The 24,462-nt window shown below is 50.8% G+C and carries 17 protein-coding genes; 13 read left to right on the forward strand and 4 right to left on the reverse strand.

Features of this window, described 5'->3' with window-relative positions; translation table 11 throughout:
• Nucleotides 1-20 precede the first annotated feature (20 nt).
• The 9 genes from F4Y39_04090 (at nt 21) to F4Y39_04130 (ending at nt 12,177) form a co-directional block, all read left to right on the forward strand.
• Nucleotides 21-1,262 carry a PQQ-binding-like beta-propeller repeat protein gene (locus F4Y39_04090; protein ID MYC12886.1) on the forward strand — a complete coding sequence of 414 codons (1,242 nt, stop codon included), beginning with the start codon at nt 21-23 and terminating at the stop codon, nt 1,260-1,262.
• Entirely contained in the window at nt 1,208-3,421 is a 2,214-nt protein-coding gene (locus F4Y39_04095; GenBank protein MYC12887.1) for a TonB-dependent siderophore receptor, read from the forward strand. Before F4Y39_04090 ends, F4Y39_04095 begins: the two co-directional genes overlap by 55 nt.
• Nucleotides 3,422-3,424: 3 nt before the next feature.
• Nucleotides 3,425-4,696: a phenylacetate--CoA ligase gene (locus tag F4Y39_04100; GenBank protein ID MYC12888.1), complete on the forward strand. Its 1,272-nt coding sequence runs from the start codon at nt 3,425-3,427 to the stop codon at nt 4,694-4,696.
• A 19-nt stretch (nt 4,697-4,715) separates the two neighbouring features.
• On the forward strand, nt 4,716-5,975 hold the full coding sequence (locus tag F4Y39_04105; GenBank protein ID MYC12889.1) for an NAD(P)/FAD-dependent oxidoreductase: 1,260 nt from the start codon (nt 4,716-4,718) through the stop codon (nt 5,973-5,975).
• Between the two features lie 15 nt (nt 5,976-5,990).
• Complete coding sequence (locus tag F4Y39_04110) at nt 5,991-7,289, forward strand: glycosyltransferase family 4 protein (protein MYC12890.1); 1,299 nt, start codon at nt 5,991-5,993, stop codon at nt 7,287-7,289.
• 94 nt (nt 7,290-7,383) lie between these two features.
• Entirely contained in the window at nt 7,384-7,794 is a 411-nt protein-coding gene (locus tag F4Y39_04115; GenBank protein MYC12891.1) for a hypothetical protein, read from the forward strand.
• Between the two features lie 9 nt (nt 7,795-7,803).
• Nucleotides 7,804-8,220 carry an acyl-CoA thioesterase gene (locus F4Y39_04120; GenBank protein ID MYC12892.1) on the forward strand — a complete coding sequence of 139 codons (417 nt, stop codon included), beginning with the start codon at nt 7,804-7,806 and terminating at the stop codon, nt 8,218-8,220.
• 19 nt (nt 8,221-8,239) lie between these two features.
• Entirely contained in the window at nt 8,240-8,893 is a 654-nt protein-coding gene (locus F4Y39_04125) for an ABC transporter ATP-binding protein (GenBank protein MYC12893.1), read from the forward strand.
• Complete coding sequence (locus tag F4Y39_04130; protein MYC12894.1) at nt 8,878-12,177, forward strand: FtsX-like permease family protein; 3,300 nt, start codon at nt 8,878-8,880, stop codon at nt 12,175-12,177. The genes F4Y39_04125 and F4Y39_04130 overlap by 16 nt, the downstream gene beginning before the upstream one ends.
• Nucleotides 12,178-12,183: 6 nt before the next feature.
• On the opposite strand, the gene F4Y39_04135 is transcribed toward F4Y39_04130, so the two are convergent.
• Nucleotides 12,184-13,719 carry a PQQ-binding-like beta-propeller repeat protein gene (locus F4Y39_04135; GenBank protein MYC12895.1) on the reverse strand — a complete coding sequence of 512 codons (1,536 nt, stop codon included), beginning with the start codon at nt 13,717-13,719 and terminating at the stop codon, nt 12,184-12,186.
• A gap of 24 nt (nt 13,720-13,743) precedes the next feature.
• Here F4Y39_04135 and F4Y39_04140 point away from each other — a divergent pair, with 24 nt between their 5' ends.
• The 3 genes from F4Y39_04140 to F4Y39_04150 are packed head-to-tail and all read left to right on the forward strand — an operon-like array spanning nt 13,744 to nt 18,056.
• The gene (locus tag F4Y39_04140; GenBank protein ID MYC12896.1) at nt 13,744-15,180 is read left to right on the forward strand and encodes a PQQ-binding-like beta-propeller repeat protein; all 1,437 of its coding nucleotides are present in this window, start codon (nt 13,744-13,746) and stop codon (nt 15,178-15,180) included.
• A 12-nt stretch (nt 15,181-15,192) separates the two neighbouring features.
• A complete protein-coding gene (locus F4Y39_04145) occupies nt 15,193-16,143 on the forward strand; it encodes a TAXI family TRAP transporter solute-binding subunit (protein ID MYC12897.1) in 951 nt (316 codons plus the stop codon).
• Nucleotides 16,144-16,169: 26 nt separating this feature from the next.
• On the forward strand, nt 16,170-18,056 hold the full coding sequence (locus F4Y39_04150; protein MYC12898.1) for a TRAP transporter fused permease subunit: 1,887 nt from the start codon (nt 16,170-16,172) through the stop codon (nt 18,054-18,056).
• Here the strand turns inward: F4Y39_04150 and F4Y39_04155 are convergent.
• The 3 genes from F4Y39_04155 to F4Y39_04165 are packed head-to-tail and all read right to left on the reverse strand — an operon-like array spanning nt 18,047 to nt 22,908.
• Nucleotides 18,047-20,314 carry a DUF4962 domain-containing protein gene (locus F4Y39_04155; GenBank protein MYC12899.1) on the reverse strand — a complete coding sequence of 756 codons (2,268 nt, stop codon included), beginning with the start codon at nt 20,312-20,314 and terminating at the stop codon, nt 18,047-18,049. The genes F4Y39_04150 and F4Y39_04155 overlap by 10 nt on opposite strands.
• A gap of 19 nt (nt 20,315-20,333) precedes the next feature.
• Nucleotides 20,334-21,494, reverse strand: coding sequence for a mandelate racemase/muconate lactonizing enzyme family protein (locus F4Y39_04160; protein MYC12900.1), 1,161 nt, complete (start codon nt 21,492-21,494; stop codon nt 20,334-20,336).
• 13 nt (nt 21,495-21,507) lie between these two features.
• Nucleotides 21,508-22,908, reverse strand: a complete 1,401-nt coding sequence (locus F4Y39_04165; protein ID MYC12901.1) for a sulfatase-like hydrolase/transferase — start codon at nt 22,906-22,908, stop codon at nt 21,508-21,510.
• 143 nt (nt 22,909-23,051) lie between these two features.
• Here F4Y39_04165 and F4Y39_04170 point away from each other — a divergent pair, with 143 nt between their 5' ends.
• A complete protein-coding gene (locus tag F4Y39_04170; protein MYC12902.1) occupies nt 23,052-24,461 on the forward strand; it encodes a bifunctional metallophosphatase/5'-nucleotidase in 1,410 nt (469 codons plus the stop codon).
• Nucleotide 24,462: the final 1 nt, after the last annotated feature.

Genomic DNA, 24,462 nt, shown 5'->3' on the forward strand with positions numbered 1-24,462 from the left:
CCACTAACTATGGGGGATATATGATATACAGGTATTATTTTTTACTCGCTGTTGTGCTGTGCTTTTCTTCCGCACATGCGGATTGGCCCCAATGGTTGGGACCCAACCGAACGGGTATTTCTTCTGAAACGGGGTTGTTGACAACCTGGGCAAAAGATGGTCCAACGGTTGTGTGGGAAAAAGAACTCGGAGAGGGGTTTTCCGGTATCTCGGTCGCAGAGGGACGGGTCTATACTATGTTCTCTGCCGGTGAAGATGAATTTGCCGTTTGCCTCGAGGAAAAAACGGGTGAGGAAATATGGCGTTTCAGGACCGGTGCCAAATACTATGAGCGGCAAGGTGGGAATGGTCCCCGTTCTCAGCCCACTGTGGATGGCGATCGGGTTTTTGTGCTCAGTGCCGAAGGCTGGTTGTACGCGCTCAATGCAAAAGATGGCAAAAAACTTTGGCTGGTCGATCTCTACGATGGATTGGGCAGTCGCGTGCCAAAATTTGGTTTTTCGACGTCGCCGCTGGTCGAAGGCGATTTGTTGCTCTTAGAAGTGGGCACACGGCAGGGGACATTTATCGCTTTGGATAAGACAAATGGCACTGTCAAGTGGGCGTCTCAACGAGATGTAGTGTCTTATTCATCGCCTATTGCTGTAGATATTGCGGGTATTCGCCAGGTGGTTTTTGTTTCGGGCGAAGCCGCGGTTGGGCTTTCTCCCGCGGATGGCTCGCTCTACTGGCGATTTCCCTGGTACACATCTTATGACTTGAATGTTGCTACGCCAATTTTAGTGCCTCCAGATCGCATATTTATTTCTTCGGGTTATGACCACGGGGCAGCTCTGTTGCAAATATCCCAGGAGGGAGATGGTTTGAGCGTTAAAAAGGTGTGGGAAAGCCGCGGTATGAAAAACCATTTTGGAACATCGCTCCTGATCGGCGACTATATCTACGGTTTTGACAATGCAATTTTGAAATGTATTGAAGCAGAGACTGGCAAGGAGCAGTGGAAACGCCGGGGGTATGGCAAAGGGACGCTTATTTATGCCGATGGACATTTGATCATTTTGAGCGATAAAGGCAAACTCGCATTGGCAGATGCATCGCCTACGGGTTTTCGGGAAAAGGTCAGTGCGCAAGTGCTTTCGGGCAAATGCTGGACACCACCAACACTTGCCAATGGCAAAATTTTTGTGCGCGATATGCATAGGATTGTATGCATGGATGTATCGGGCACGCAGGCGAAACCTGCGGACACGGAGAGCGAATAATAGTCGGAAGAGGCCGGGGGACAACCGATAATCGGAGAATTGCTATGCGTTATTTTCGACAGCTTTTGATTTTTGTCTGTATTCTGGGCCTGACGAGTAATCTTATTTTTGCGCAAAATACAGAAGAGGATGAGAAGAAGGAAGAACTGCCCGTTTATGCGGGGGAAGAGATCGTGGTGACGGAGAGCAAGGAAAAAGTGCCTACCGTGAGCACTATCGCGACCAAGGTCCCCGTCCCAATTCGTTTGACACCGGCGAGTATCGGTGTAGTTAATCACGGGTTATTTCAACATCAAAGCGGCGTGGTTTTGGGGGATGCACTGCGGAATGTGAGCGGGGTCAATATTCAGACCGTATTTGGCGTTACGGATTTCTTCGTCATTCGCGGGTTCGATTCGCTTTCCAGCGGGCTGGTGCTCACCGATGGCGCATCGGAGCCAGAAGCCACGTTTTACAATCTTTACAATCTGGAGCGCGTAGAGGTGCTCAAGGGTCCGGGGGCATTTTTATACGGGGGCAATCCGCTTTCTGGATCGGTGAATCTGAATCGCAAACAACCGATTTTTACAAATGCGTTCCAGGTCGGGGGTTCTTACGGTCCGTACAAGACAGGACGAGGAACAGTAGATGCAAATTGGGCGGATGTCGATCAGGGTATTGCTTTGCGCGTCAATGCACTACGGCAGGTATCTGATAGCTATCGAGACGATAAAGACAGCGGCTTGTGGGCTGTAAATCCCGCGGTGACATGGCGGCCCAGTGACAAAACCACAGTGACCGCCAATTTTGAATATGTCACCAGCAGGTACAAATCGGATTCAGGCCTGCCCATTATTAATGAGGCGGTCGCAGATGTGCCGCGCACACAATCGTATCAATCGCCTTTTGATGCGTCAGATCAAGATATTTATCGGGCGCGCGTCGATCTTCAGTCGCGCTTATCGCAGCGGGTTACGCTTCGCAACAAGCTCTATTATACCGATTTTTCATGGGTGTCTCAGGGCACATTGTTCAACGGCGTTTTCCCCAATGCCCAGGGCAGTCTGGACATCTTGCGCTCACTTGTTCTATTGGACGACCATCAGAAAGTGTTGGGCAATCAGTTTGAACTGCTTTCTACATTCCGCACGGGCCACGTAGAACACACGCTGCTTACCGGACTGGAACTGATGCAGTGGAGAGACAAATTTACCTTAGATGTGGCTGCTTTGCCCAATATCGACGTGTTCAACCCCGTGGAAACCGCGAGCCAGCCTTATTTTTATATTCCAGGGCAATCGCAGGGAGCAGATTCAAAAAGCCGCGTTGTCGCGCCCTATGTCGTGGATCGCATTGTCTTTTGTCCATGTTATCAGGCATTTGTAGGTGTGCGATATGACCGTATTGATTACGATGATCCCGTGACTTCCACGACGCGCAATTACAACAAACTGAGTCCTATGGCTGGCATGGTGTTTTCGCTTAAGGAGGATCTTTCGTTTTACGCCAATGCGGGTAAAGCATTTGCGCCTCCTTCGAGCCTGGTCGCAGGTCCGCGAGAAACAGAAGAGAGTTTCCAGATGGAAGTGGGCGCGAAAAAATACCTGTTGGATAACCGCCTACACGCGAGCCTTGCAGTTTATCATTTGACAAAAAACAATATTGGCATTCCCGATGCAACAGGCGTTACAAAACAAGATGGGGATCAGAGGTCTCGCGGTGTTGAGCTTGAAGTGATGATGCGCCCCGTGAGAAATTGGCACACATTTTTGTCCTACTCATTTTCCGATGCCACACTCACGCGCTTTGCCGAATTTGTTCCCGTGTTTACGCAAACGGGTATTACATACCAGCTTATGGATCGTTCGGGAAATAGGGCGGCTTTTTCGCCGCGTCATATTTTTAATGTGTGGACGGCGAGAGGATTTGACAATGGATTGGAATTTGGGATTGGCGCGCGCTATGTTGCCAGCCAGTTTATTGCCGAAGACAATCAATTTCAGATTGGGAATGTGCTGACGCTGGATGCCTCGGTGTCTTATGCGTACAGGCTGATAAAATTTCGCATTAACGCCAAAAATTTGACCAATCAGGAATACGAAACGCGCGGCTTTGGCTCCGCTTCAATTATTCCGGCCAATCCATTTGGCCTGTACTGTGCTTTTGAAGTCAATATTTGAACTATGCCCGACTTGACCCCAGATCGAAATGCGCTTTGGCAGCGGCAGTTGAAGCGGTTGCGAGGTATGCTGTCTTCAGTGCTGAATGGCAATGATTTTTATCGCAATAAGTTGAATCGAGCGGGTATTTATCGACCCGAGGATATTCAGACGCGCGATGATTACAGGCTGTTGCCCTTCACGACCAAAGAGGAATTATCAGCAGATCAGATGGCGTATCCCCCTTATGGCAGTAATCTGACGTTTCCGCCAGATCACTATGTTCGCGTCCATCAAACATCGGGGACTACGGGAGAGCCTTTGAACTGGTTGGATACGGTAGAGAGTTGGGATTGGTTTGCGCGTTGCTGGACTTATGTGTATCGCGGGGCGGGCGTGACGGCAAATGACAGACTGTTTTTTGCCTTTTCCTTTGGCCCTTTTATCGGATTCTGGACCGGGCATGAGAGCGCGCGTTTAATGGGTGCGATGTCCATCTCCGGTGGGTCTATGTCCACAATTCAGCGTTTGCAGGCGATTCAGGATCATCGGGTTACTGTTCTGATCTGTACGCCGACATATGCCCTGCATCTGGCAGAGGTGGCTCAGGCCGAAGGTTTTGATATTGCAGGTGGGAGTGTTCAGACTACAATTCACGCAGGCGAACCCGGCGCGGGGTTGCCTGCGACCAGACGACGCATTGAACAGGTCTGGGGAGCGCGTTGTTATGACCACGCCGGAGCGACTGAGGTGGGTGCGTGGGGATTTGAATGTGCGTTTCGAGATGGCATGCATATCAACGAAGCCGAATTTATTTGCGAAGTGATTGATCCCGATACGGGCGAACAAGCGAGAGAGGGGGAGTTGGTGCTTACCAATTTGGGACGCGCTGGCATGCCCGTTATCCGCTATCGCACGGGAGATCGCGTAAAGCTGAATGCAGAAATCTGTGGTTGCGGTTCGAGTTTCTCGCGTCTGGAAGGGGGCGTGATTGGACGTATCGACGATGCGTTGATTATCCGCGGCGTCAATTTTTATCCCAGCGCGATTGAAAATATCGTGCGGGGATTTCCCGAAGTGACAGAGTTTGCGGTAGATATTTATCGACAACGCGAAATGGACGATATGAAAATTCGCATCGAATTAAATGGCGGAGAGGCGGGTGCAATTTCCGATGCGATAGGTAGAGAGGTGCGACATATTCTGGGCATACGCGCCAGCGTTCAAACCGTGCCACACAATACGTTGCCGAGATTTGAACTTAAAGCGAGACGGTTTACAGATCATCGAGTTTAATTTAATAGAAAGCATTTCTATGATTGCAGATCAATACGATGTTGTTGTTATAGGCGGGGGACCTGCGGGGAGTACGACAGCCGCGCTTGTCGCTGAATATGGACACCGCGTACTATTGCTGGAGCGGGAGGAGTTTCCCAGGTTTCAGATTGGCGAGTCCCTGATGCCGGGTACTTACTGGTCATTCAAGCGGTTGGGGCTGCTGGATAAGCTAAAAAAAAGTGCGTTTGTGAAAAAATATAGTGTTCAGTTTTTCAGCGGATCGGGAAAAGGCTCTGCGCCATTTTATTTTCATTTACACGATCCTCACGAGAGTTCTATCACCTATCAGGTGTTGCGCAGCGAATTTGATCTTATGATGATGGATAATGCCCGCGAGAAAGGCGCCGAGGTCGTGCAGGGGGCGAGTGTGCATCAGGTGCATTTTAGTGGGAAGCGCGCAACGGGTGTTCAGGTGAGATACCGCGATGGACAGATCAGTGATGTGTCTGCCAGTGTCATCGTAGATGCGACGGGACGAAGCGCGCTTATTTCGAGGAGGCTAAAGACCAAGACGATTGAGCCAAAGCTCAAAAAGGCGTCTATTTTCACGCACTACAAAGGCGCGTTCCGCGATGAGGGGATTGACGAAGGTGCAACGCTGATTTTACATACGCAAGACAAGGACTCCTGGTTCTGGTACATCCCGCTGGCAGATGATGTGGTCAGCGTGGGCGTTGTTGGGGGATTGGATTATTTGCTGCAAAACCGCAAGAGAACCCCACAGGAAATTTTCGAAGAAGAGCTGGATAAGTGCATCCGCATGCAAGAACGGCTCGCCGGGGCAGAGCAGTTATTTCCGATGAAAGTCACGCAGGACTTTTCATACCGATCCAATACTGTCGCGGGTGAGGGATGGGTGCTGGTGGGCGATGCTTTTGGTTTTATCGATCCCGTTTATTCCTCGGGTGTGTTCCTCGCGCTCAAATCGGGCGAGATGGCCGCCGATGCGATCCACGAGGCCATTGAAAAACGCGATTTCTCCGCCGAGCAACTCGGCAAATGGGGATCAGAATTTCTTCCGGGCATGGAGGCGATTCGCAAATTGGTCTATGCTTTTTATACTAAAGATTTCAGTTTTGCCAAATTTTTAAAATCGCATCCGGAATGTATAGATGGCATTATCAATATTTTAAAAGGCAATGTCTATCGCGAGGATGTCACTCCTATTTTTGAACCTATGGGACAAATGTGCGATCTGCCCGAGACTGTGGATCACTACGCTGAGGTATCTGCTTAAACGGGATTGCTGTATATGCGAATTGCTTATATTGCCGCAGGTGCGGCGGGCATGTATTGTGGCAGTTGTATTCACGACAATGCGCTGGCCTCTGCGCTTCAGCGCAAGGGAATAGATTTCGCGCTTATTCCGACGTACACACCGCTGCGGACCGATGAACCGGGCGCGAGTATTGATCGAGTGTTTTACGGCGGCGTAAATGTTTATCTCCAGCAGAAAATGGGTATTTTTCGGCACACGCCCTCTTTTGTCGATAGATTATTGAATAGCCGAGCACTGCTCAATAGTCTCGCCCGTTTTAGTGGATCAACGCGTGCGGAAGACCTCGGCGCGCTCACTGTATCGGTTTTAGAGGGGGAAGATGGCGCACAAAAAAAAGAACTCGCAAAGCTGGTGCGCTGGTTGAAAGAGGATTTTAGACCAGATCTTGTGCAATTGACCAATTCGATGTTTTTGGGCATGGCGAGAGAAATGAAACGGGAACTCGGTATTCCCGTTTTGTGCTCTCTGCAAGGGGAAGATATTTTCCTCGAAGGATTGATAGAACCGTATAAATCGGAGGCGCGGCAGTGCTTGCGAGATCGAGCAAGAGATGTCGATGGATTTGTAGCCACTTGTGATTATTATGCCGATTTTATGGCTGGTTATCTCGATGTACCGCGCAATCGCATTCACGTTGCGTCTTTGGGTATCAAATTAGACGGACATGGAGAAAGCGATGTAAAGCCAGACCCGTTGCCTTTTGCGATTGGTTATCTCGCTCGCATATGTCCCGAGAAGGGGTTGCATGCGCTGGTTGATGCGTTTCATCAATTGGCAGAACAAGTCGGCAAGGAGAATGTAAAACTCAGTGTTGCCGGTTATCTCGGACAAAGAGATGCGCCGTATTTTCAGCACGTATGCGAACAAGTCGCATCCCGGGGACTTTCCGATGTTTTTGATTATCGCGGGGAAGTCAATCGAGAAGAAAAAATTGCATTCCTGAATAGCATCCATATCTTGTCCGTGCCTACGCCTTATAAAGAACCCAAAGGGCTATCGTTGCTCGAAGCTATGGCCAATGGCGTTCCCGTTGTTCAGCCCCGGCACGGTATTTTTCCAGAATGGATTGAAAAAACGGGTGGGGGAATTCTGGTAGAGCCAGATTCTTCAGAGGCACTGGCGGCAGGGTTGCTGCGGATGATGAACGACAAAGAGGGGCGGGAGGCGATGGGGCAAAAAGGGAAAGAAGCTGTACATCAAAATTTTAGCGACGACGATATGGCGGAAGCAACACTGGCGGTATATCGTCAGTATGTGACGGATTCAACTTAACACGGGGGGGCAAATGCCGACTTCATCTTCTGGACTTACGTGGTTGATTTTTGCGTTGTTGACTGTGGGCGCGTGGGGTTTGTACGGGATTTTTCTGCACACCGGGCAGATCGCTATGGGCGATCCCGAAAATGGACGCTATAAGGCGTTTCTGTTTGTGGGTATTGCCTATCTTGTGACGGCTGTTATTGGATCTCTCATCGTGCTGGCGATCAACGGGTCGGACTGGTCATTTCCGACAAAGGGGCTGACCTGGTCGCTGCTGGCTGGTACTGTGGGTGCTATTGGCGCGTTTGGTGTGCTCCTCGCCTTTGGTGCAAAGGGGACGCCGCCCGTGGTTATGTCCATTGTTTTTGCTGGCGCGCCTATGGTCAATGCCGTCGTATCCCTCATCTTGCATCCGCCAGCAGGTGGGTGGGGCGGTTTGAACTGGCAATTTGTGTTGGGCATTATACTGGCCGCGCTGGGAGGTTGTCTGGTGACCTTATTTAAACCTTCGTCTTGATTGAGCACTATGCACAGTGAATTTCACACCACTCGCAGGGTAGAATTTTCCGATACGGACATGGCCGGGATTGTACACTTTTCCCGGTTTTTTGTCTTTATGGAAGCGGCCGAGCACGCTTTCTTGCGCGCGTTGGGGACGAGTGTTTCAACAGAATGGGATGGAAATAAAATTGGATGGCCGAGGTTGGAGGCGACGTGTACATATCTCAGTCCGGTCGTATTTGAAGATGTGCTGGATATTCATCTGAAGGTGATACGCAAGGGCACAAAATCGCTGACCTATCGGTTTGATTTTTTTCGCGGAGAGACGGCGATTGCCAGTGGAGAATTGAGTACGGTATGTTGTATATGCAATCCCGGCGAAAAAATCAGGTCCATACCGATTCCAGATTTTATTGCGGATCAAATACAGGTCTCGGAATAGTATATCTAAGAGGTCCAGAATGGCACTAAAAGTTGAGCAGCTTTCTAAACACTTCGGCGATGTAAATGTTCTGCAGAATATATCCTTTGAAATGGCGGCGGGGCAATCGCTGAGTGTTATGGGACCTTCGGGGTCGGGGAAAAGCACCTTGTTGCATGTGCTGGGTACGCTGGACCGACCATCTGAGGGTAGCCTCAAAATTGAGGGAGAGGATCCCTTTGCATTATCTGAAATCGAACTCGCGCGGTTTAGAAATCAGGGGATTGGATTTGTGTTTCAAGAGCACCATCTTTTGCCGCAATATTCGGTTCTGGAAAATGTTTTGATTCCGACGCTGGCATTTAAAAATGGCGATGCGCGAGACCGCGCCCGAGAGATTATTGATCGCGTGGGCTTGTCGCATCGCATTGATCACCGGCCCGCTGAATTATCCGGCGGCGAGCGACAGCGCACAGCTGTTGCGCGTGCCCTCATCAATTCCCCAGCATTGCTCTTGTGCGACGAACCAACGGGTAGCCTGGATGGGGCGCGAGCAGAAGAAATAGCCGATCTGCTGTTTGAATTGCACAAGCGAGAAAATAATATTCTGATCTGCGCGACGCACAGCTCGGTACTCGCTCATCGCTTTGAGCGGCGGTTTGATCTACAGGGGGGAACGTGCGTCGAAGTCTGATCTATTTCTGGCGAATTAATCTGGCTGTTATGCTCGGCGTGGCAGTGGCGACAGCTGTTCTGACAGGTGCTTTGATCGTGGGTGATTCCGTGCGCGGCAGCTTGCGGGATTTGTCGCTGAGTCGTCTGGGCAAAATTGACCACGCTCTGATATCCGAGCGATTTTTTCGCGCACATCTGGAGCGCGATCTCGAGCGTGAACTCGACACTCAGGATGTTGTATCGGCTATCAGTCTGAGTGGAACGGCTGTTCACGCAAGATCGAATACGCGGGCTTCTCGCGTTCAAATTCAGGGTATTGACAATCGCTTTGCAAATCTGTTTGATCAAATATTGCCCGAGTTGACGATTGAGGGAATATTTCCATCGGTTGTTGTCAACGAATCCCTCCAAAAAGAACTCAATGCACAGATTGGCGATGCCATTCTGTTGTCTTTTGAACAATCAGATGATATTCACCGCGAATCGCTATTTGGACGTGCTGATGGTGCAGTTCAAACAATTCGACTGACGCTCGCAGGCGTACTACCCGATAGGGGAATGGGGCGCTTTGGTCTTTTCGCCCGCCAGACCGTTCCGCTCAATGCATACCTATCGCTGCCGGTTTTGCAAAAAGCGTTGGGGCAAAGAGGCCGCGTGAATACACTGCTGGTGTCGGGTGATTCTGATACAGACGTTCAGGAAGTACTTTCCCGCGTTGCAACGCCCGATGATCTCGGCATTATCATCCGCCGAGAGACCGATTATTTCGCTATTGAGAGCGCGCAGTTTATTCTCAAATCCCATATTGCGGAAACTATTCAACAAGTATCTGCCGAATTAAACGCGCCCCATATGTCCATTCTCACCTATCTGGCGAATACCACGCAGGTGGGGGAGAGAGAATTGCCCTATTCTACAATTTCTGCGTTAGATGTTGGGAATTTGGGGACTTTTCAGCTTGTAGATGGATTACTACAACTCGGGGAAGACGATATTTTGCTGAATACCTGGGCGGCTGAGGATTTGAACGCACGGGTTGGCGATGAAGTGAAAGTTGCCTATTACGAAGTCGCTCCTGGGGAAAAACTCCTGACCCGTTGGGCGATATTTCAGCTCAAGGGCATTGTTGCAATGGCGGGATTGGGCGCAGATGAAAAGTTGTCTCCCGATTATCCTGGCCTTGGTGATGCAAATAATATGGCAGATTGGGAAGCCCCCTTTCCCATAGATCTGAGTCGCGTTCGTCCCGAGGATGAAGATTATTGGGATACCTATCGCGACGCGCCAAAAGCCTTTGTATCCGCCGCGACTGGGCAGCGATTGTGGAAAAGTCGATTTGGCGTATTAACCGCCATACGCATTGGGGCTATTGCGGGAGAGGATATCGAAACAACGGCGAAGCGATTTGAGGATCGCTTGCTGAAAAATATTGCGCCCGAATCGGTTGGTCTGACATTTCAGCCCGTCAAACAACAGGGTCTGGCCGCTTCTGCGGGGGCAACGGACTTTAGCGGGCTGTTTATTGCATTCAGTCAATTCCTGATCATCTCCGCAGCTCTTCTGGTCGGATTATTATTTCGCCTGAGTGTGGAGCAGCGAGGCAGAGAAGTCGGGATGCGGATGGTGTCGGGATATACGGGAAAAAAAATTCGCCGACTCTTTAGTTGCGAGAGCCTTGTGCTGGCCGGTGTGGGCGGTATCACAGGGCTAATAGGCGGTGTTTTCTATGCCTATCTGATTATAGTGGGATTGCGCACTTATTGGGTTGGCGCGGTTGGTACGTCTGATCTCGCGCTCCATATCCACGCATCGAGTTTGTTGCTGGGCTATGCTATTTCACTGATCGTGATCCTGCTGGCAATCTGGCTCACGCTGCGCCGTTTGGGCAATATTTCTGTTCGCGCATTATTATCGGGTGTTACGGAAGCGGTGCGCGCAAAGCCGCGCACAAAATGGTATGCCCTGAGTAGCCTCATACTCGCCGCGTTTAGTCTGGGGGGTGCTGTGGTGGTGGATCCATCGGCGGGTACGGGTTTGTTTTTCGTTAGTGGCGCGCTGTGGATGGTTTCGGGATTGTGCTTTCTCTCGCTCTGGTTTAGACGCGGGCATCGCTCTGTGAGAGAAGGTATTATTGGGATGGGGGTGCAAAATAGCAAGCGGCAACCCGCGCGAAGTTTGCTGTGTGCCTCACTCATCGGTTGTGCGTGTTTTGTCATTGTTGCAGTAGGCGCGAACAGGCGAACTGATCTGACTCAAAATATCGCGCAGGACAAAGCCTCTGGCACGGGTGGCTTTGCTCTCATCGCCGAAGTTGATGTGCCGATTTATCGGGATTTCAATTCAAAAGAAGGACAATTTGAACTCGGGTTTTCGCAAACAGATGCAGAACTTTTGAATCAGGCGCAGTTCATCCCGCTGCGCGTTTTGCCGGGTGAAGATGCGAGTTGCCTCAATCTTTACAAGCCCGACAGCCCGCGCGTTCTGGGTGTTCCCGAAGCTTTGCGTCAGCGAGGTGGTTTTACGTTTCAGCAAACGAGTACCGAAGTGGAAAATCCCTGGACTCTATTATCCGAGGATTTGGGTGCAGATGTGATCCCGGCAATTGGGGATTACAATTCGGCTATGTGGATCTTGCACAAGCAATTAGGCGATGATATTGTGTTGCAGAATGAGATGGGGGGAACAGTCAAGTTGAGACTGGTGGGCTTGTTAAAGACGAGTATTTTTCAAAGTGAATTGCTGATTTCCGAAGACAATTTTTTGCGGCACTTTCCCGACCAGAGTGGGTATGGTGCTTTTCTCGTTGAAACACAACAACCCGTTCAGCTTACTGCGCTTGTGGAAAGCCGATTAAAAGATATCGGGTTAGACGCCGTATCTACAACACAAAAACTCGCGCATTTTCAGGAGGTCGAAAACACGTATCTCTCCACCTTTCAAACACTGGGGGGATTGGGACTGCTGTTGGGCACGCTCGGATTGGGAATCGTTCTATTGAGAAATGTTATTGAAAGACGCGGTGAATTGGCGGTTCTGCGAGCCTTTGGCTTTCGCCGCGCTGTGCTGTCGCGCATGTTGCTCGCGGAGAATGGGTTTTTAATGCTCGTGGGTCTGGCTATTGGCAGCGTCTCCGCGCTTATTGCAGTAGCGCCCCATGTCATGAGCTATGGTGCGTTAATTCCCTGGGGATCGCTGGCTCTCACGCTTGTCATCATATACGGCGCGGGCCTCATCGCAAGCGCGATAGCTGTTTTCTTCGCCCTGCGAGCACCTTTATTGCCCGCGTTGAAACAGGAGATGTGAGGCGCGTTAATTTATTTTTTTAAGTGAAAGTTCATAGCACGCTGCTTCTCGATCATTTCGCACGAGGAGATAGGGTGCGGCAAATGTGGGTGCGTTCCAGGTGTGGTTGTCCAGAGCGGGAAAGCGCGCGCGTTCATTGTGTTCAATTGGCGAGGCATCGACGAGCACGACATCGCCCGATTCGGTCTGGATGAGCAAGAGGTCATCTACGAGAATGAGTTGCCCGTGCCCGTAGCGCCCTCGCTTCCATTTGCGTTGCCCATCCGCCAGATCCAAACACACGAGGACGCCGTCGTCCAGTCCGTAAATATACCCGTCTTTATAGACCATATTGGCAAATTTGGCTTTGAGACGAGGGCTTTTCCATATCCGTTTGGCAGTAAATTCATCTCGACTGTTTTTCGCAATTTGAATCAATTCACTGCCGATACCATAACCTGTTGATACAAAGATGCTGTCTCCGGGTAGTGGAATGGGTTGGGCAACGTGTTGCGTCATCCCACCAGTCCAGGGATATTCCCATAGCAAGTTGCCGGAGGTTGGATCGTGACCCGCGACTTGCCCCCTGTTAAAAATGAGTAATTGATCCATTCCCGCTATGGAGGCCAAACTGGGCGAGCTATGCCCTGCTCTTGTACGGCCACTTCCCCAGATAATAGCACCGGTTTCTCTGTCATAAGCCATCAGCGATTGCTCATTTCGTCCGCCCGGACTCACGATTACTTTGTCGTCTAAAATGAGAGGTGAACCGCTCATGCCCCATTCTTTAACGCGCGCATTGGTTTCTTTCACGGTGTCGCGTGACCAGATTTCTCGACCGGTTTCCAAATCGAGACAGGTGAGGATGCCGGTTGCGCCAAAAGAATAAACGCGGTTGTCCGATATGGTTGGCGTGGCTCGCGGACCAATTCCGGCAATCGCGGTTTCATATCGCGCACGCGTGCTGTGACGCCATTTCTCTTTTCCGGTTAAGAGGTCGTAACAGGCAACGGTTTCGTCTTCGCCTTTTTGCTCTTGAGTCACGGCAGAGCGGCCAACAACGGCAAAGGCGGAATAGGCCTCACCGACGGGTACGCGCCAGAGTAATTTGGGGGGATTTTGAACCCAATCGGACTCCAGTTTTATTCCATTGAGTATGGCGTTGCGGTGTGGACCCAAAAATTGAGGATAGTCTGTATCGGGACCATCTGAAGACTGTCCCGACACGGATATCGCTGTAACAGAAGACCAGCGCCACTCTATCTTGGGAGCCAGATCGCCCGTAAAACCGCGAATTTGAAATAATGAAACTGTCAGGATGATCAGGAGTATAAGAATACTTAGACCCCGCAGGCGGATTTTTCGACTCGCTCGGGAAAAAGCAAAGAACCAGAGACAGAGCAAAATAGAGCCGATTGAGCAGACGAGTATGGTCGGCATAACCTGCATCTGGCGGTTTGGCCTGTCGGGAATCCAGATTGCCGATAATACAATGATCATCAATGCGGCGATCGCAATAGCGGGCCACCATCGAATGGGTTTGGGATAAAGAGGAGCAGGCATAAAATTCCTTTTTTTAGTTGTTAGATGTTAGTCCGCCAGATCTCTATCTCCAACGTAAATAAAAAAGAAAGGTTTGACAACCATTCATTAAACAGATATTTTGAATCTCTAAATTGCAAAATATCACATCACAGAAAGGAGTTTGCGATGAAGAAATGGATTTTGATTTTGATGGGTTTTTGTCTCATTCCGATTCTGGTTCAGGCAAAACACCATGCGGCGAAGGAAACACAGAATTGGCCCCACCTGCGGGGACCGAATGTAAATGGACTGGTGGATACGGGCAATCCTCCCGTGGAATGGAGCGAAGATACCAATATCCGATGGAAAGTAAAAATTCCGGGTACGGGTCACGCCACGCCCATTATATGGGGCGATAAAATTTTTGTTCAGACTGCGGTTAAGACCGACAAAACCGTAGAAGTTGCCCAGACAGCCAGAAAGCCGTTGCCCACTCATATCTATCACTTTAAGCTGCTTGCACTGGACCGCAAAAGTGGCGATGTGGTGTGGGAAAAGACCGTGCGCGAGGCGCTGCCCCACGAAGGCACCCATAAAACGGCTAATTATGCTTCCACATCGGGTGTTACGGACGGCGAACACCTGTACGCATTTTTCGGTTCATGGGGGCTTTACTGTTTTGACTTTGATGGCAATTTGAAATGGGATAAGGACCTGGGCGATATGAGAGTTGCAGGCTCTTTTGGAGAAGGCTCATCGCCGACGATTCACGGCAATACGCTGATTATCAACTGGGATCACCAGGGCAATTCGTTTATTGTCGCGCTGGATAAGCGCACGGGTGAGGAAATCTGGCGCACGGCGCGACGGGAAAGAACGACGTGGACCACACCGATCGTTGTCGAACACAAGGGTACGCAACAGATTATTGTGGGCGCGAGTGGAAAGACCCGAAGTTACGATCTCAAAACCGGCGATGTCTTGTGGGAGTGCGCGGGACTGGGGTCAAATGTCATTCCCACCGCTGTCTATGCCGATGGCATCGTCTATGTTACAAGTGGTCATAGAGACCCGGCCATGCAGGCGATTTCACTCGACAAAGCCAAGGGCGATATTACGGGTACAGATGCCGTTCTGTGGACTGTTACTGGCAACTTCACCCCTTATGTTTCCTCGCCTCTTCTTTCCGGGAACAATATCTATAGCATGAGAAAAACTTCTAACATTTTGTTCTGTTTCAATGCCAAAACAGGCGAAATGGTTTTTGGTCCCGAGAGACTCCAGGGCCTGAATCGCATATACTCTCCGCTGGTTGGCACAAGCGACCGCATTTACCTCGCCGGGCTGGCTGGCATGACATTTGTGATCAAGAACGGTAGCGAATTTGAAGTACTCGCTAAAAATAAACTCGACGAGGGCACTGGCGCATCTCCCATTATCGCGGGCGACGAGTTGTATTTGCGCGGCACTGAACATCTCTATTGTATTGCTGCAAATTAAAAGAGGATAGCTATGCGGCACAAAGCATTACTCATCTTTGCGGTAGCCATGTTCATCGGCTGTGGCGCGCCTCAGGATCGAGAGGATAAATTTCTCAGTGTGGGCACGGCGCCGCCCGGTGGTGCGTTTTTTGTTGTGGGGGGTGCGATTGCCCAGGTTGTCAACGATCACATGCCCTGGGAGGTTTCTGCCGAGGCCACCAAAGGTACGCAGGAGAATATTCGCCGCCTTTCGAGTGGGGAACTGGATTTTGCGCTGGCCAATGCCGCGATTTCCTATTTTGCCGTGCGCGGAGAAGGCGCCTGGGGAGAGAAACAGAATATCAATGCGGTTATGACATTGGCGCCGAATGTCGCGCTTTTTATTGCGCCACAAAGCGCGGGTGTCAATGGTTTGGGCGATCTCAAGGGCAAGCGCGTTGTCGTTGGGCCAGCGGGTGCGGGATTTGAGTATTTCTTAAGACCCATCCTGAATGCGCACGGGGTCACTTATGACGATTTCACACCGCTTCACAATACGCAGGCGGGAACGGTTGACATGCTCGCTGATGGATCGGCTGCGGCTGCTTTTTTAGGGGGCGCAGTGCCCACGGCTTCTATCACTCAAGCCAGCGCGTCTCAGGATATTTATTTTATTCCCTACGATGAGTCGGCCAAACAAAGCCTTTTTGAGACTTATCCTTTCTTTTTTGCCGCAACGATTCCCGCCAATACGTACCGGGGACAAGCAGAGGATTTCGCCGGGATGAATGTCGGTTCTATGCATCTCATCACGCGGGCGAGTTTGAGCGAGGATACGGTTTACAATTTTACCAAAACGCTCTATGAACGCCGCGCGGAAGTCGTAAAAAAACACCCGGCGGGCAGGGCGATAAATCCCAAGAATATCGTTCGAGATACAGGGACGCCTTTTCATCCGGGTGCGATAAAATATTTCAAGGAAATTGGTATCTGGCAGGATTAAATGGTTTTGAAAATTAGTCAGGCTCTATGACGCGCCTCCATTCCCACCTGTTTCGCATTATCTCTGCCCTACTCGGCCTTTTCATTCTGGTCGAAGTTAATTATCCGCAACTCTCACCACAAGCCCAGCTATCGGTTTTTGCCTTGCTGGGCTTGAGTCTTGTGTTTCTGAAATATCCTATCCATCCCAATAAATCTCTCCAGATCCTCGATCTCTTTCTTGTTCTGGCAGTTGTGTTCTGTTTTGGTTATGTCCTGACCCAAACCGAATCCCTCTTTCAATTTTCCTGGATCAATGGGCAATCTCTGGGCAATCGCGCGGGACTCGAACACGCGCTTGATCACGTCGTCGGCCTCATCGGGCTTATCCTGGTTCTCGAAGCCACCCGTCGCGCCATTGGCCTCACCCTGCCCTTGCTCGCACTCGCTTTTCTGATTTATGCCGCTTATGGATATATCCTGCCCGATTGGCTCTTTCCGCACCGCGGATATAATTGGGAGCGCATTGTCTCTCAGACCTATCTCCACTCTCAGGGCGTTTTTGGCATCGCGTTGAAAGTGATGTTTACCTACGTTTTTCTTTTTGTACTTTTTGGCACTGTGCTCGAAGAGACCGGAGCCACGGGGTATATTCTGAATACGGCTCGTCGCATCTTTCGCCATAGCACCGGGGGACCAGCCAAAGTGGCTGTTATTTCTTCGGGTATGATGGGGTCTCTTTCGGGCAGTGCTGTGGCCAATACGGCGACCACTGGCACGTTTACTATTCCGCTGATGCGCTCAACGGGCTTTCGTCCAACTGTTGCCGGCGGCATTGAAGCCGCAGCGAGTTCGGGTGGTGCGCTCGTTCCGCCGATTATGGGGGCGGGTGCATACATGATGCTCGAAATCGTCGAACCGGCTGTCACGTATTTGGAGATCATCAAAGCCGCTCTGGTTCCGGCGATCCTCTATTACGCGGCTCTTTTGCTGATTGTCCATTTTCACGCTAAGCGCATTGGCGCGTCTGCAAGTGATCGAGAGGCTCCTGAGCGCCCTCCCAGATTCCGGGGTCTGGTATTTCTCGTCGCTTTTATCACACTTATTGTATTTCTCATTTTGGGATATACACCTTTTCGCGCCGTGAGTATCGCCCTACTCTTTGTGCTCATTGTCGGTGCGTTCAGCCCCACAACGCGCGTTGGTCCCCGCGCTATGGTCCGCGCATTGGAAAAGGCCGCGCACGGCGGTGTTTCGCTTATTGCAGCGGCTTCATGCGTGGGTATTATTATCGGCGTTGTGACGCTCACTGGTATTGGCACAAAACTTCCGAGCACTTTGTTGCCACTGGCGCAGAATAATATTATTCTGGCTTTGATTCTGCTGATGATCTCCACCATTATCCTGGGTATGGGCTTGCCTTCAGCCGTGTGTTATTTGCTTATGGCGACTCTGGTGGGCCCCGTTCTGAGCGACCTCGGCATTGTGCCATTGGGAGCGCATCTGTTTATTTTTTATTTTGGCATGATGTCTATGGTTACGCCTCCAGTCGCGCTTGCTGCGTACACGGCTGCCGCGATTGCAAAAGCGAGTATTATGCAAACTGGCGTTACGGCTTTCCGCTTTGCCCTTGTGGGCTTTGCTTTGCCCTATGCCTTTGTTCTGCATCCCGAAATTTTGCTCTTGTCCTCTGATTTTACTGCGATAGTCGCAAATATTCTCATCGTTTTGCTCGGCATTTTACCTCTATCAGCCGCCGCGGCCGGGCATGCCTTTGCCCCTTTGCCCACTTATCAGCGGATCCTTTTACTCGCCGCGGCTCTTTTCTTATTTCTCACCCCATCAGGCGATGCCCGCCTCTTTTTGCAGGGTATCGCGCTGCTCATCGCTGGTGTTATCGCGGTCTTAAACTATCGGTCTGCTCATCAGGACTGAATGGTCAGATCTTCTGATCCGGATGATAGAGAAAGAACGGTGCTTTCATCGGGGGACAGGTTGATTTGCGCTGTTGTATTTTCCACAGAAAGCGCGATTTGATTTTCCGATGCAGTTATTGAAAAGTCGGGATCGCTCTCTCCGGGACCGCGAACAGAGAAAATCGCGGCAATCCGACAGCGTTCTACGCGCTCTGTCTCTGCTGTGAGATGCCATCGCTTTTCAGGCAATTCTTTATCAAGAGTTGGATATCCTTTATCTGGCGGTACGGGCCATTCGTCGGTCTGGCTGAGGCGAAGATCTGTTGATGCAAAAATCTGACCCTTTAATGATGCGCCCTTGCGACTGGATGTGACAGTCGTCGCATTGAGATCGAATTTTTCGAATGCGTGTAGCAACCACTGGAATGTCGATGCTTCGGGGGCTTCCAATTCATCGACGAGAATCGTGATCGAAGGGCGGATCATCACGAGATGTCGCCTGTATTGGTTCAACCTGTCTCCGTAAGCGTTTTCGGCTTCGCCGCAGACATAGCCAAACGGTTTTGTGGTCTTAAAATCGATAATTTCGCCGCCGCGGTTGCCATCCCGGTTGATCGCTCCTTCGCCATCGACGAGAACGCAGTTGTGTGAAATCGAGTGTTGGGCGTATTCGTTGTGAAATGGCGTGCCGTGATGCGGATACCGAAGGCCGCCAGCGCATATTAAAGCGCGTCCGCCTTTCATCACAGCAAAATCATTCTGGCTCGCATGACCGTGGCTTACGCCGCCGAAGGGCGATGAACGGAAGAGTACCATAAAATCACTATCTGGGTGTTCGATATCGCTGTGCAATGCGCCCCAGCCAACGCCTCGAAAGACGCGGTCTTGTGGAATTAAATCTTTTTCTGCCGAGATGGGTTTATCTTCGAGCAGAATGCCCAGAAAGGGATCGATCTCTGCGGGCTGACCCTCAGGGTCGCGCACCTGATCCGCCCAGGCACGTAGCTGATGATTGTGCAATCTAAGACCGTGAAATTGAAGAAAGGTTCTGGCCTGTGAGGCGCGAATGGGTTGGTCTTCGGTATCGCCAAATGGCATGAGTTCGCCGACTGGAGAAACGACGTAATAAAAAAACCACGGCATGTTCTGATAATAGGGTTTTAGCCATATATCGTGTCCAGTTGCCAGTTTCCAGGCGTGAAAAGGTATTGCGTCCCGCGAGTTGTAAGACAGGCCATAGGGTACGCCCTGTGCCCAACCTCCTTCATGCCCGGCCCAATGGGGGAAATTTGTGGCAATAAGTTTGAGTGCATATCCCGCCCAGGAGGGAGCGCGTTTATCTTCGGCACATGCAATGGCGTGTTCGAGCAAAAATCCCGGTAGGCGACCGTTGTGGCTCTCTTCGGGCGTGAATGTATAATCGTGTTTCTCCAGCCTGCGAATCATCTGATCTGCCCGCGCGCCGAGCATGCGCGCGACGAGTTCGCGTTCGTTTTCGGTGAAAATATCATAGATCCAGTCATAGACTTCTGCGCCTGCTCTGAGCAATCCGAGGCCGACTTCGTCGCCATAAGGCGCGAGAATAGAGGATATGCCCTCCACATCCCACTGCGCGGCGTCAACAATAAAGCGCCGTGCGGCTTCGCCATATCGCTTTTCTCCAGTGAGTAAATAAAAGAGGGCGAGTGTTCGCATGCCTTCATCGTGAAATTTTCGCATGGTGCCAAAACATGCGACATAAGCCAGCCTGCGTTCGGCGGGGTCTTCAATCTGGTCGTATGTCGGCTCTGATGGCAGTTCGAGTGTGAGCGCGTGGTCGGCGTCATTTCTCAGTGCTTCGAATGCTTCGGATCGAGTCGATGTTAGCGAGCGTCGCACATCTTCCAGGTCAGATGCCAGAAAGAAGAGACGCGGGCGTTCTTTTGGGACGTTTGCCAGCAGTGTAGCGGCGTCTGGATGAGGTTGTTCGGTAGCGCAATCGGCAATTTCAAAAGATCGGCATTCCGAGCGCGCTCGAACCGCGCCATTTACAACGGCTTGCACATGCCATTCGTAAGTTCCGGGTGCAAAAACGCAATCTGGATGGTGTATGGGATCGGAGAGCAGGGGAGATTCGTAGTAGGTTTTTCCATCGCGTGCGACGATTACGCGATATTGACATGCCCTTCGACCAGCGGCTCGCCACCAGCTAAAGCCAGGAGGTGAGAGTGTGAGCGTTTCACCGTCAAGTGGTCGGATATAATTGGCGCGCGGCGGACGAATTGATGGAAATTCCATATTTATGTCCTTTCTGTTTTTAAGACCACAATTCCGTGCCTTCGGACAGATGTTTTAATATTTCTACTTCGTCTAATTCAATGCCCAAGCCTGGCCCCTCTGGCACGGTGATATATCCATTTTGAATTGGATTTTTGATATTCAACATCTTTGACCAGAGAGGGATATTAGCGGAGTGATATTCCAGAGCCAGAAAGTTGGGTATGGTGGAACATATATGCACGGCTGCTATGCCGGCTACTGTGCTCGCCATATAATGCGGTGCGATTGACATGTGATACATTTCTGCCAGTTCTGCGATGCGCCGCGTTTCTATGGCACCACCACTGCGCGGTATGTCGGGTTCGAGCAGGTCGCACGCGCCTTTTTCCATGAGTTCTCGAAATAGCTTTGCGCCATAAAATATCTCGCCTGTACAGATTGGTGTTTCTGTTTGCATGCAAATTTTTGCCAGGGCATCTACGTTACCCCATTCCCATCGGATCGGGTCTTCCAACCACAATAAGTCGAGGTGTTCCACATCTTTGCATATCCGCAAACCATCAATCGCGTTAAATGATCCGTGCAGGTCTATCGATAAATCGATATACGGTCCGATTGCATCGCGCAACGCTTCAATGGTCGTTACAATATGTTCGTGTTGCCGTCGTCCGACAGACCGGTCGTACACGTCTATTTTCCAGGGGTTGGGTACGTCCAGATCGAATTTTAGGGCTGTAAATCCTTCGGCAACGCGCTCTTTTGCCCGCGCCACATAGCTCGATGTTTCATATACGGGGTCTAATTCACCCGATGCCCGCACTTCATCCCAGCGTCGATTATAGTCTTCTGGTGTCCAGTACGCGCCTGAATGGCAGTCGCAATACATCCGCACCTTGTCGCGTAGTTTTCCGCCGAGGAGGTCGCACATCGGTACGCCCAGTGCTTTGCCTTTAATATCCCAGAGTGCGATTTCCACTCCGGCACCAGCGCCCTGCATACGCCATAGATGATCGTGATGCAATTGGTTCACATTGGTCGGGTCTTGTCCGAGTAGCGTATTTTTCAGTTGATCAACCGATTGTCCTCCGCGCCATTCCCCCAATCCCTCAATGCCTTCATCGGTGATAATTTTCAATAACGACCAGTGCCGGCATGCAGCCCCCAAAGAGGGTGTTTTTTGTATATCTACGATTTTCATGTTACCTCCTGTATCAATATCCCCAAATCCGCTTTTTCGGTCGCTCCATTTCGATTAGCCGTTTGATCAATAGATGCCGATGTTCAATCAGCGCGGTTGTGTGGTCTGGAGCATGCGACACATCGCGGTATTCACCCCATTCGGCGTTGAGGTTATAGAGAAATTCCCGTCCATCGTCATGTGCGATATAGCGATAGTTCTCAGACCGTATTATTTTCCAGCCCGTGGCTTCCATCAATGCGACTGATTTGTCCGGATCTTTTCCCCCGCTGAATACGGGATATAGCGATTGGCCCTGTAAATGGGGCGGGAGGGGTACACCACAGGCTTCGAGCAAGGTGGGGAGTACATCGACGCCTTCGACGATGCTCGATACACGACGCCCGCTTTCTTTTTCTGGGATGCGCATCAGCAGGGGGACGCGGCTGACACAATCGTGTCCCGGGTAGTTTTTTCCATAGCGCAAATGTTCACCCAGCCATTCGCCGTGGTCGGATGTGAAGACCACGATTGTTTCATCTGCAATGCCCAATTCATCCAGCGCGTCTAACATGCGGCCCACATGGTGATCGACTTCGCTGACCATGCCGTAATATCCCTGTCGCGCCAGGCGAAGCTCGCGATCGTCGTAGTGGTTCTCATTGCGCTTTTCATCGATTTCTGGCGGGAAGGATGGCAGGGTCATTTGATCGGGGTCGTATAAATCCAGGAAACGCTGTGGCGCAACCCAGGGCGAATGCGGGGAATAAATTCCCGCGATGCACAAAAATGGATGGCCTTCACTCGCGCGTTCTGACATATACTGAATTGATCGGTTCGCCACCCACGCCGTGTGTGTGTATTCATCTTTTCCGCGAAAGGGGATGGGGTGTTTGGGAAATCGTTCGTCGGGGTGATGCACACCGTCTTTTACGCCCATCATCTGGTGCCAGCGCTCTGCCAATGGCGGCAATCCCAGGCTCAAATGATCGAGTTGGTCCGGTGCTTCCATGCGTACCCAGGCGCGATAAGCGTCTTCGTAACAGCCGGGTTCGTCGCTGATCTCCAGATGGTTAAATCCATAATCGGGGTGTGTTTCGCTGTGGTCCCGGTTAGCGTGTGGCAAAAAGTGCAATTTGCCGATATTTGCGGAGTGATATCCCGAATTGTGCAGCAATTTGGGCAATGTCACAAAGTCTTCGGGTACGGGCACACCCATGTGTGTAATGCCGAGTGTGGAGGGATATTGCCCGGTCAAAAAGCTCACCCGACTGGGCATGCACACGGGGTTCTGGACAAAGTAGTGGTCAAAGTTTATACCCTCGTTTGCCAGGCGATCCAGATTCGGTGTCTGGATATCGGTGTTCCCATTCACGCCCAGGGCATCCCACCGCTGTTGGTCGGTGTAAATCAATAAGATATTCGGTCGTTTCATGCTCTTCCTTTCTTTTATGGGATAAGGTTGTCCATAATACCCAAATTTGCCGCCAAAATCCACTGCCTTTTCCCTTGACACATCGTCCTTTTGATGCGACTTTGACGGACCTTTGGTGACATATATAAACTGTGGAGTTGAGTGTGAAAAAAATGACGTATTTTATCATTGTGATCACTTTTTTAACGGGATCTGTTTGGGCGTCAGATACGGTTGACCTGGTGGTGTTGCATATCAATGATACACACGGGAAATTGTCTCCCTATAATTTGGGAGGGCACAATATTGGGGGAATAGGCCGTTTGTCAACGCTGGTAAAGCAGGTTCGCGCAGAAAACCCCGGGCGCGTTTTGCTTTTGCACGCGGGTGATATTTTTTCGCGTGGAGAGCCTGTGGTGATTTATACGGGGGGGTATGTGAATCTGTTGGCTTTTGAAAAAATGGGCTTTGATGCCATTACACCGGGCAATGGAGAGTTTTATTTTGGGATTGAGAATCTAAAGCGACAGACTTCGCGCGTATCCACGCCTTTTGTTCACGCGAATGTGACGTATAAGCATCACGATGGATCGATTTTTCCACCGTATCTGATCAAAGAAGTTCAAGGTGTGAAAGTAGGGATTTTAGGGCTTGGTCTCATTCGTCCCTGGCATCAGTCGTCTCAGATGCTGAGGTTGCATGACGCAGTAGAGACGGCGAAGCAATACATGCCAGAATTGCGCTCAGAGGTCGATTTTTTGATTGCATTGACGCATATTGGCGTTAAAAACGACAGTTTGTTAGCGGCGGCTGTGCCGGAATTGGATTTAATTGTGGGCGGCGATACTCACACGCGGTTAAATACGCCTTCGCGTATCGCAAGGGTAAATGGGAACGGGAGCGTGTCCATAGTGCAAGCGCGGCATTATTACCAGTTTTTGGGGCGTGTGGATGTGCTATTGCAAAAGGCGGCGCGTGGCTATCGGGTGATGGGGTTGAATGGGAAATTGTTGCCTCTGCACGAGCAAATTGCGCGCGATTCAGAGGTTGAATCGCTCATTGATAAATACGCCAGACCCTTAGATGAAGTGATTTGTCGAACGGAACGCGACTTGCCCAATGCGCGAGATGGCAGGTCGGCATTGGGCGATCTGGTGGGGGAGGCGGTGTTGCATCAAACGCGGGCCGATGTTGCGATTCTGGAACGCAATGGGGATACGTACGGTGTTTCTATAGGCGATATTTTCCTGAACGATATTTATCGTTTGCGGCAATACAGACCGCCCGTAATGCTCACACGCCTTTCGAGGGATCAGATTCAGGCGGTTCTCGAGGCGCGGATGTATCTGACAGCGGGCTGTTCGTTTGAGCGCGGGGATAAAACCATCGTAAATCTGAAGATAGGGGCAAAGCCCGATTCTGCGGGTACCTATCTCGTCGCGATGGAAAGACAGGTTGCATTTCGCCATTTTCTCCGCGATACCGCATCCGATTCTGTTGTATTCGATTTTACGGGGCAGCGCGTGGATACGGCATTGGAGCGATATTTGCGCGATGTGAAAGTCATTCGCTAAG

This window comes from Gemmatimonadota bacterium, from assembly GCA_009838845.1.
Lineage (GTDB): Bacteria > Latescibacterota > UBA2968 > UBA2968 > UBA2968 > VXRD01.

Bases quoted from the DNA above. Each gene is read 5' to 3' on its own strand.
- F4Y39_04120 (MYC12892.1), top strand. From the start codon at position 7,804: ATGCACAGTGAATTTCACACCACTCGCAGGGTAGAATTTTCCGATACG.
- F4Y39_04090 (MYC12886.1), top strand. From the start codon at position 21: ATGATATACAGGTATTATTTTTTACTCGCTGTTGTGCTGTGCTTTTCT.
- F4Y39_04110 (MYC12890.1), top strand. From the start codon at position 5,991: ATGCGAATTGCTTATATTGCCGCAGGTGCGGCGGGCATGTATTGTGGC.
- F4Y39_04100 (MYC12888.1), top strand. From the start codon at position 3,425: ATGCCCGACTTGACCCCAGATCGAAATGCGCTTTGGCAGCGGCAGTTG.
- F4Y39_04165 (MYC12901.1), bottom strand. From the start codon at position 22,908: ATGAAACGACCGAATATCTTATTGATTTACACCGACCAACAGCGGTGG.
- F4Y39_04140 (MYC12896.1), top strand. From the start codon at position 13,744: ATGTTAGTCCGCCAGATCTCTATCTCCAACGTAAATAAAAAAGAAAGG.
- F4Y39_04150 (MYC12898.1), top strand. From the start codon at position 16,170: ATGACGCGCCTCCATTCCCACCTGTTTCGCATTATCTCTGCCCTACTC.
- F4Y39_04105 (MYC12889.1), top strand. From the start codon at position 4,716: ATGATTGCAGATCAATACGATGTTGTTGTTATAGGCGGGGGACCTGCG.
- F4Y39_04155 (MYC12899.1), bottom strand. From the start codon at position 20,314: ATGGAATTTCCATCAATTCGTCCGCCGCGCGCCAATTATATCCGACCA.
- F4Y39_04135 (MYC12895.1), bottom strand. From the start codon at position 13,719: ATGCCTGCTCCTCTTTATCCCAAACCCATTCGATGGTGGCCCGCTATT.
- F4Y39_04125 (MYC12893.1), top strand. From the start codon at position 8,240: ATGGCACTAAAAGTTGAGCAGCTTTCTAAACACTTCGGCGATGTAAAT.
- F4Y39_04160 (MYC12900.1), bottom strand. From the start codon at position 21,494: ATGAAAATCGTAGATATACAAAAAACACCCTCTTTGGGGGCTGCATGC.
- F4Y39_04145 (MYC12897.1), top strand. From the start codon at position 15,193: ATGCGGCACAAAGCATTACTCATCTTTGCGGTAGCCATGTTCATCGGC.
- F4Y39_04095 (MYC12887.1), top strand. From the start codon at position 1,208: ATGCATGGATGTATCGGGCACGCAGGCGAAACCTGCGGACACGGAGAG.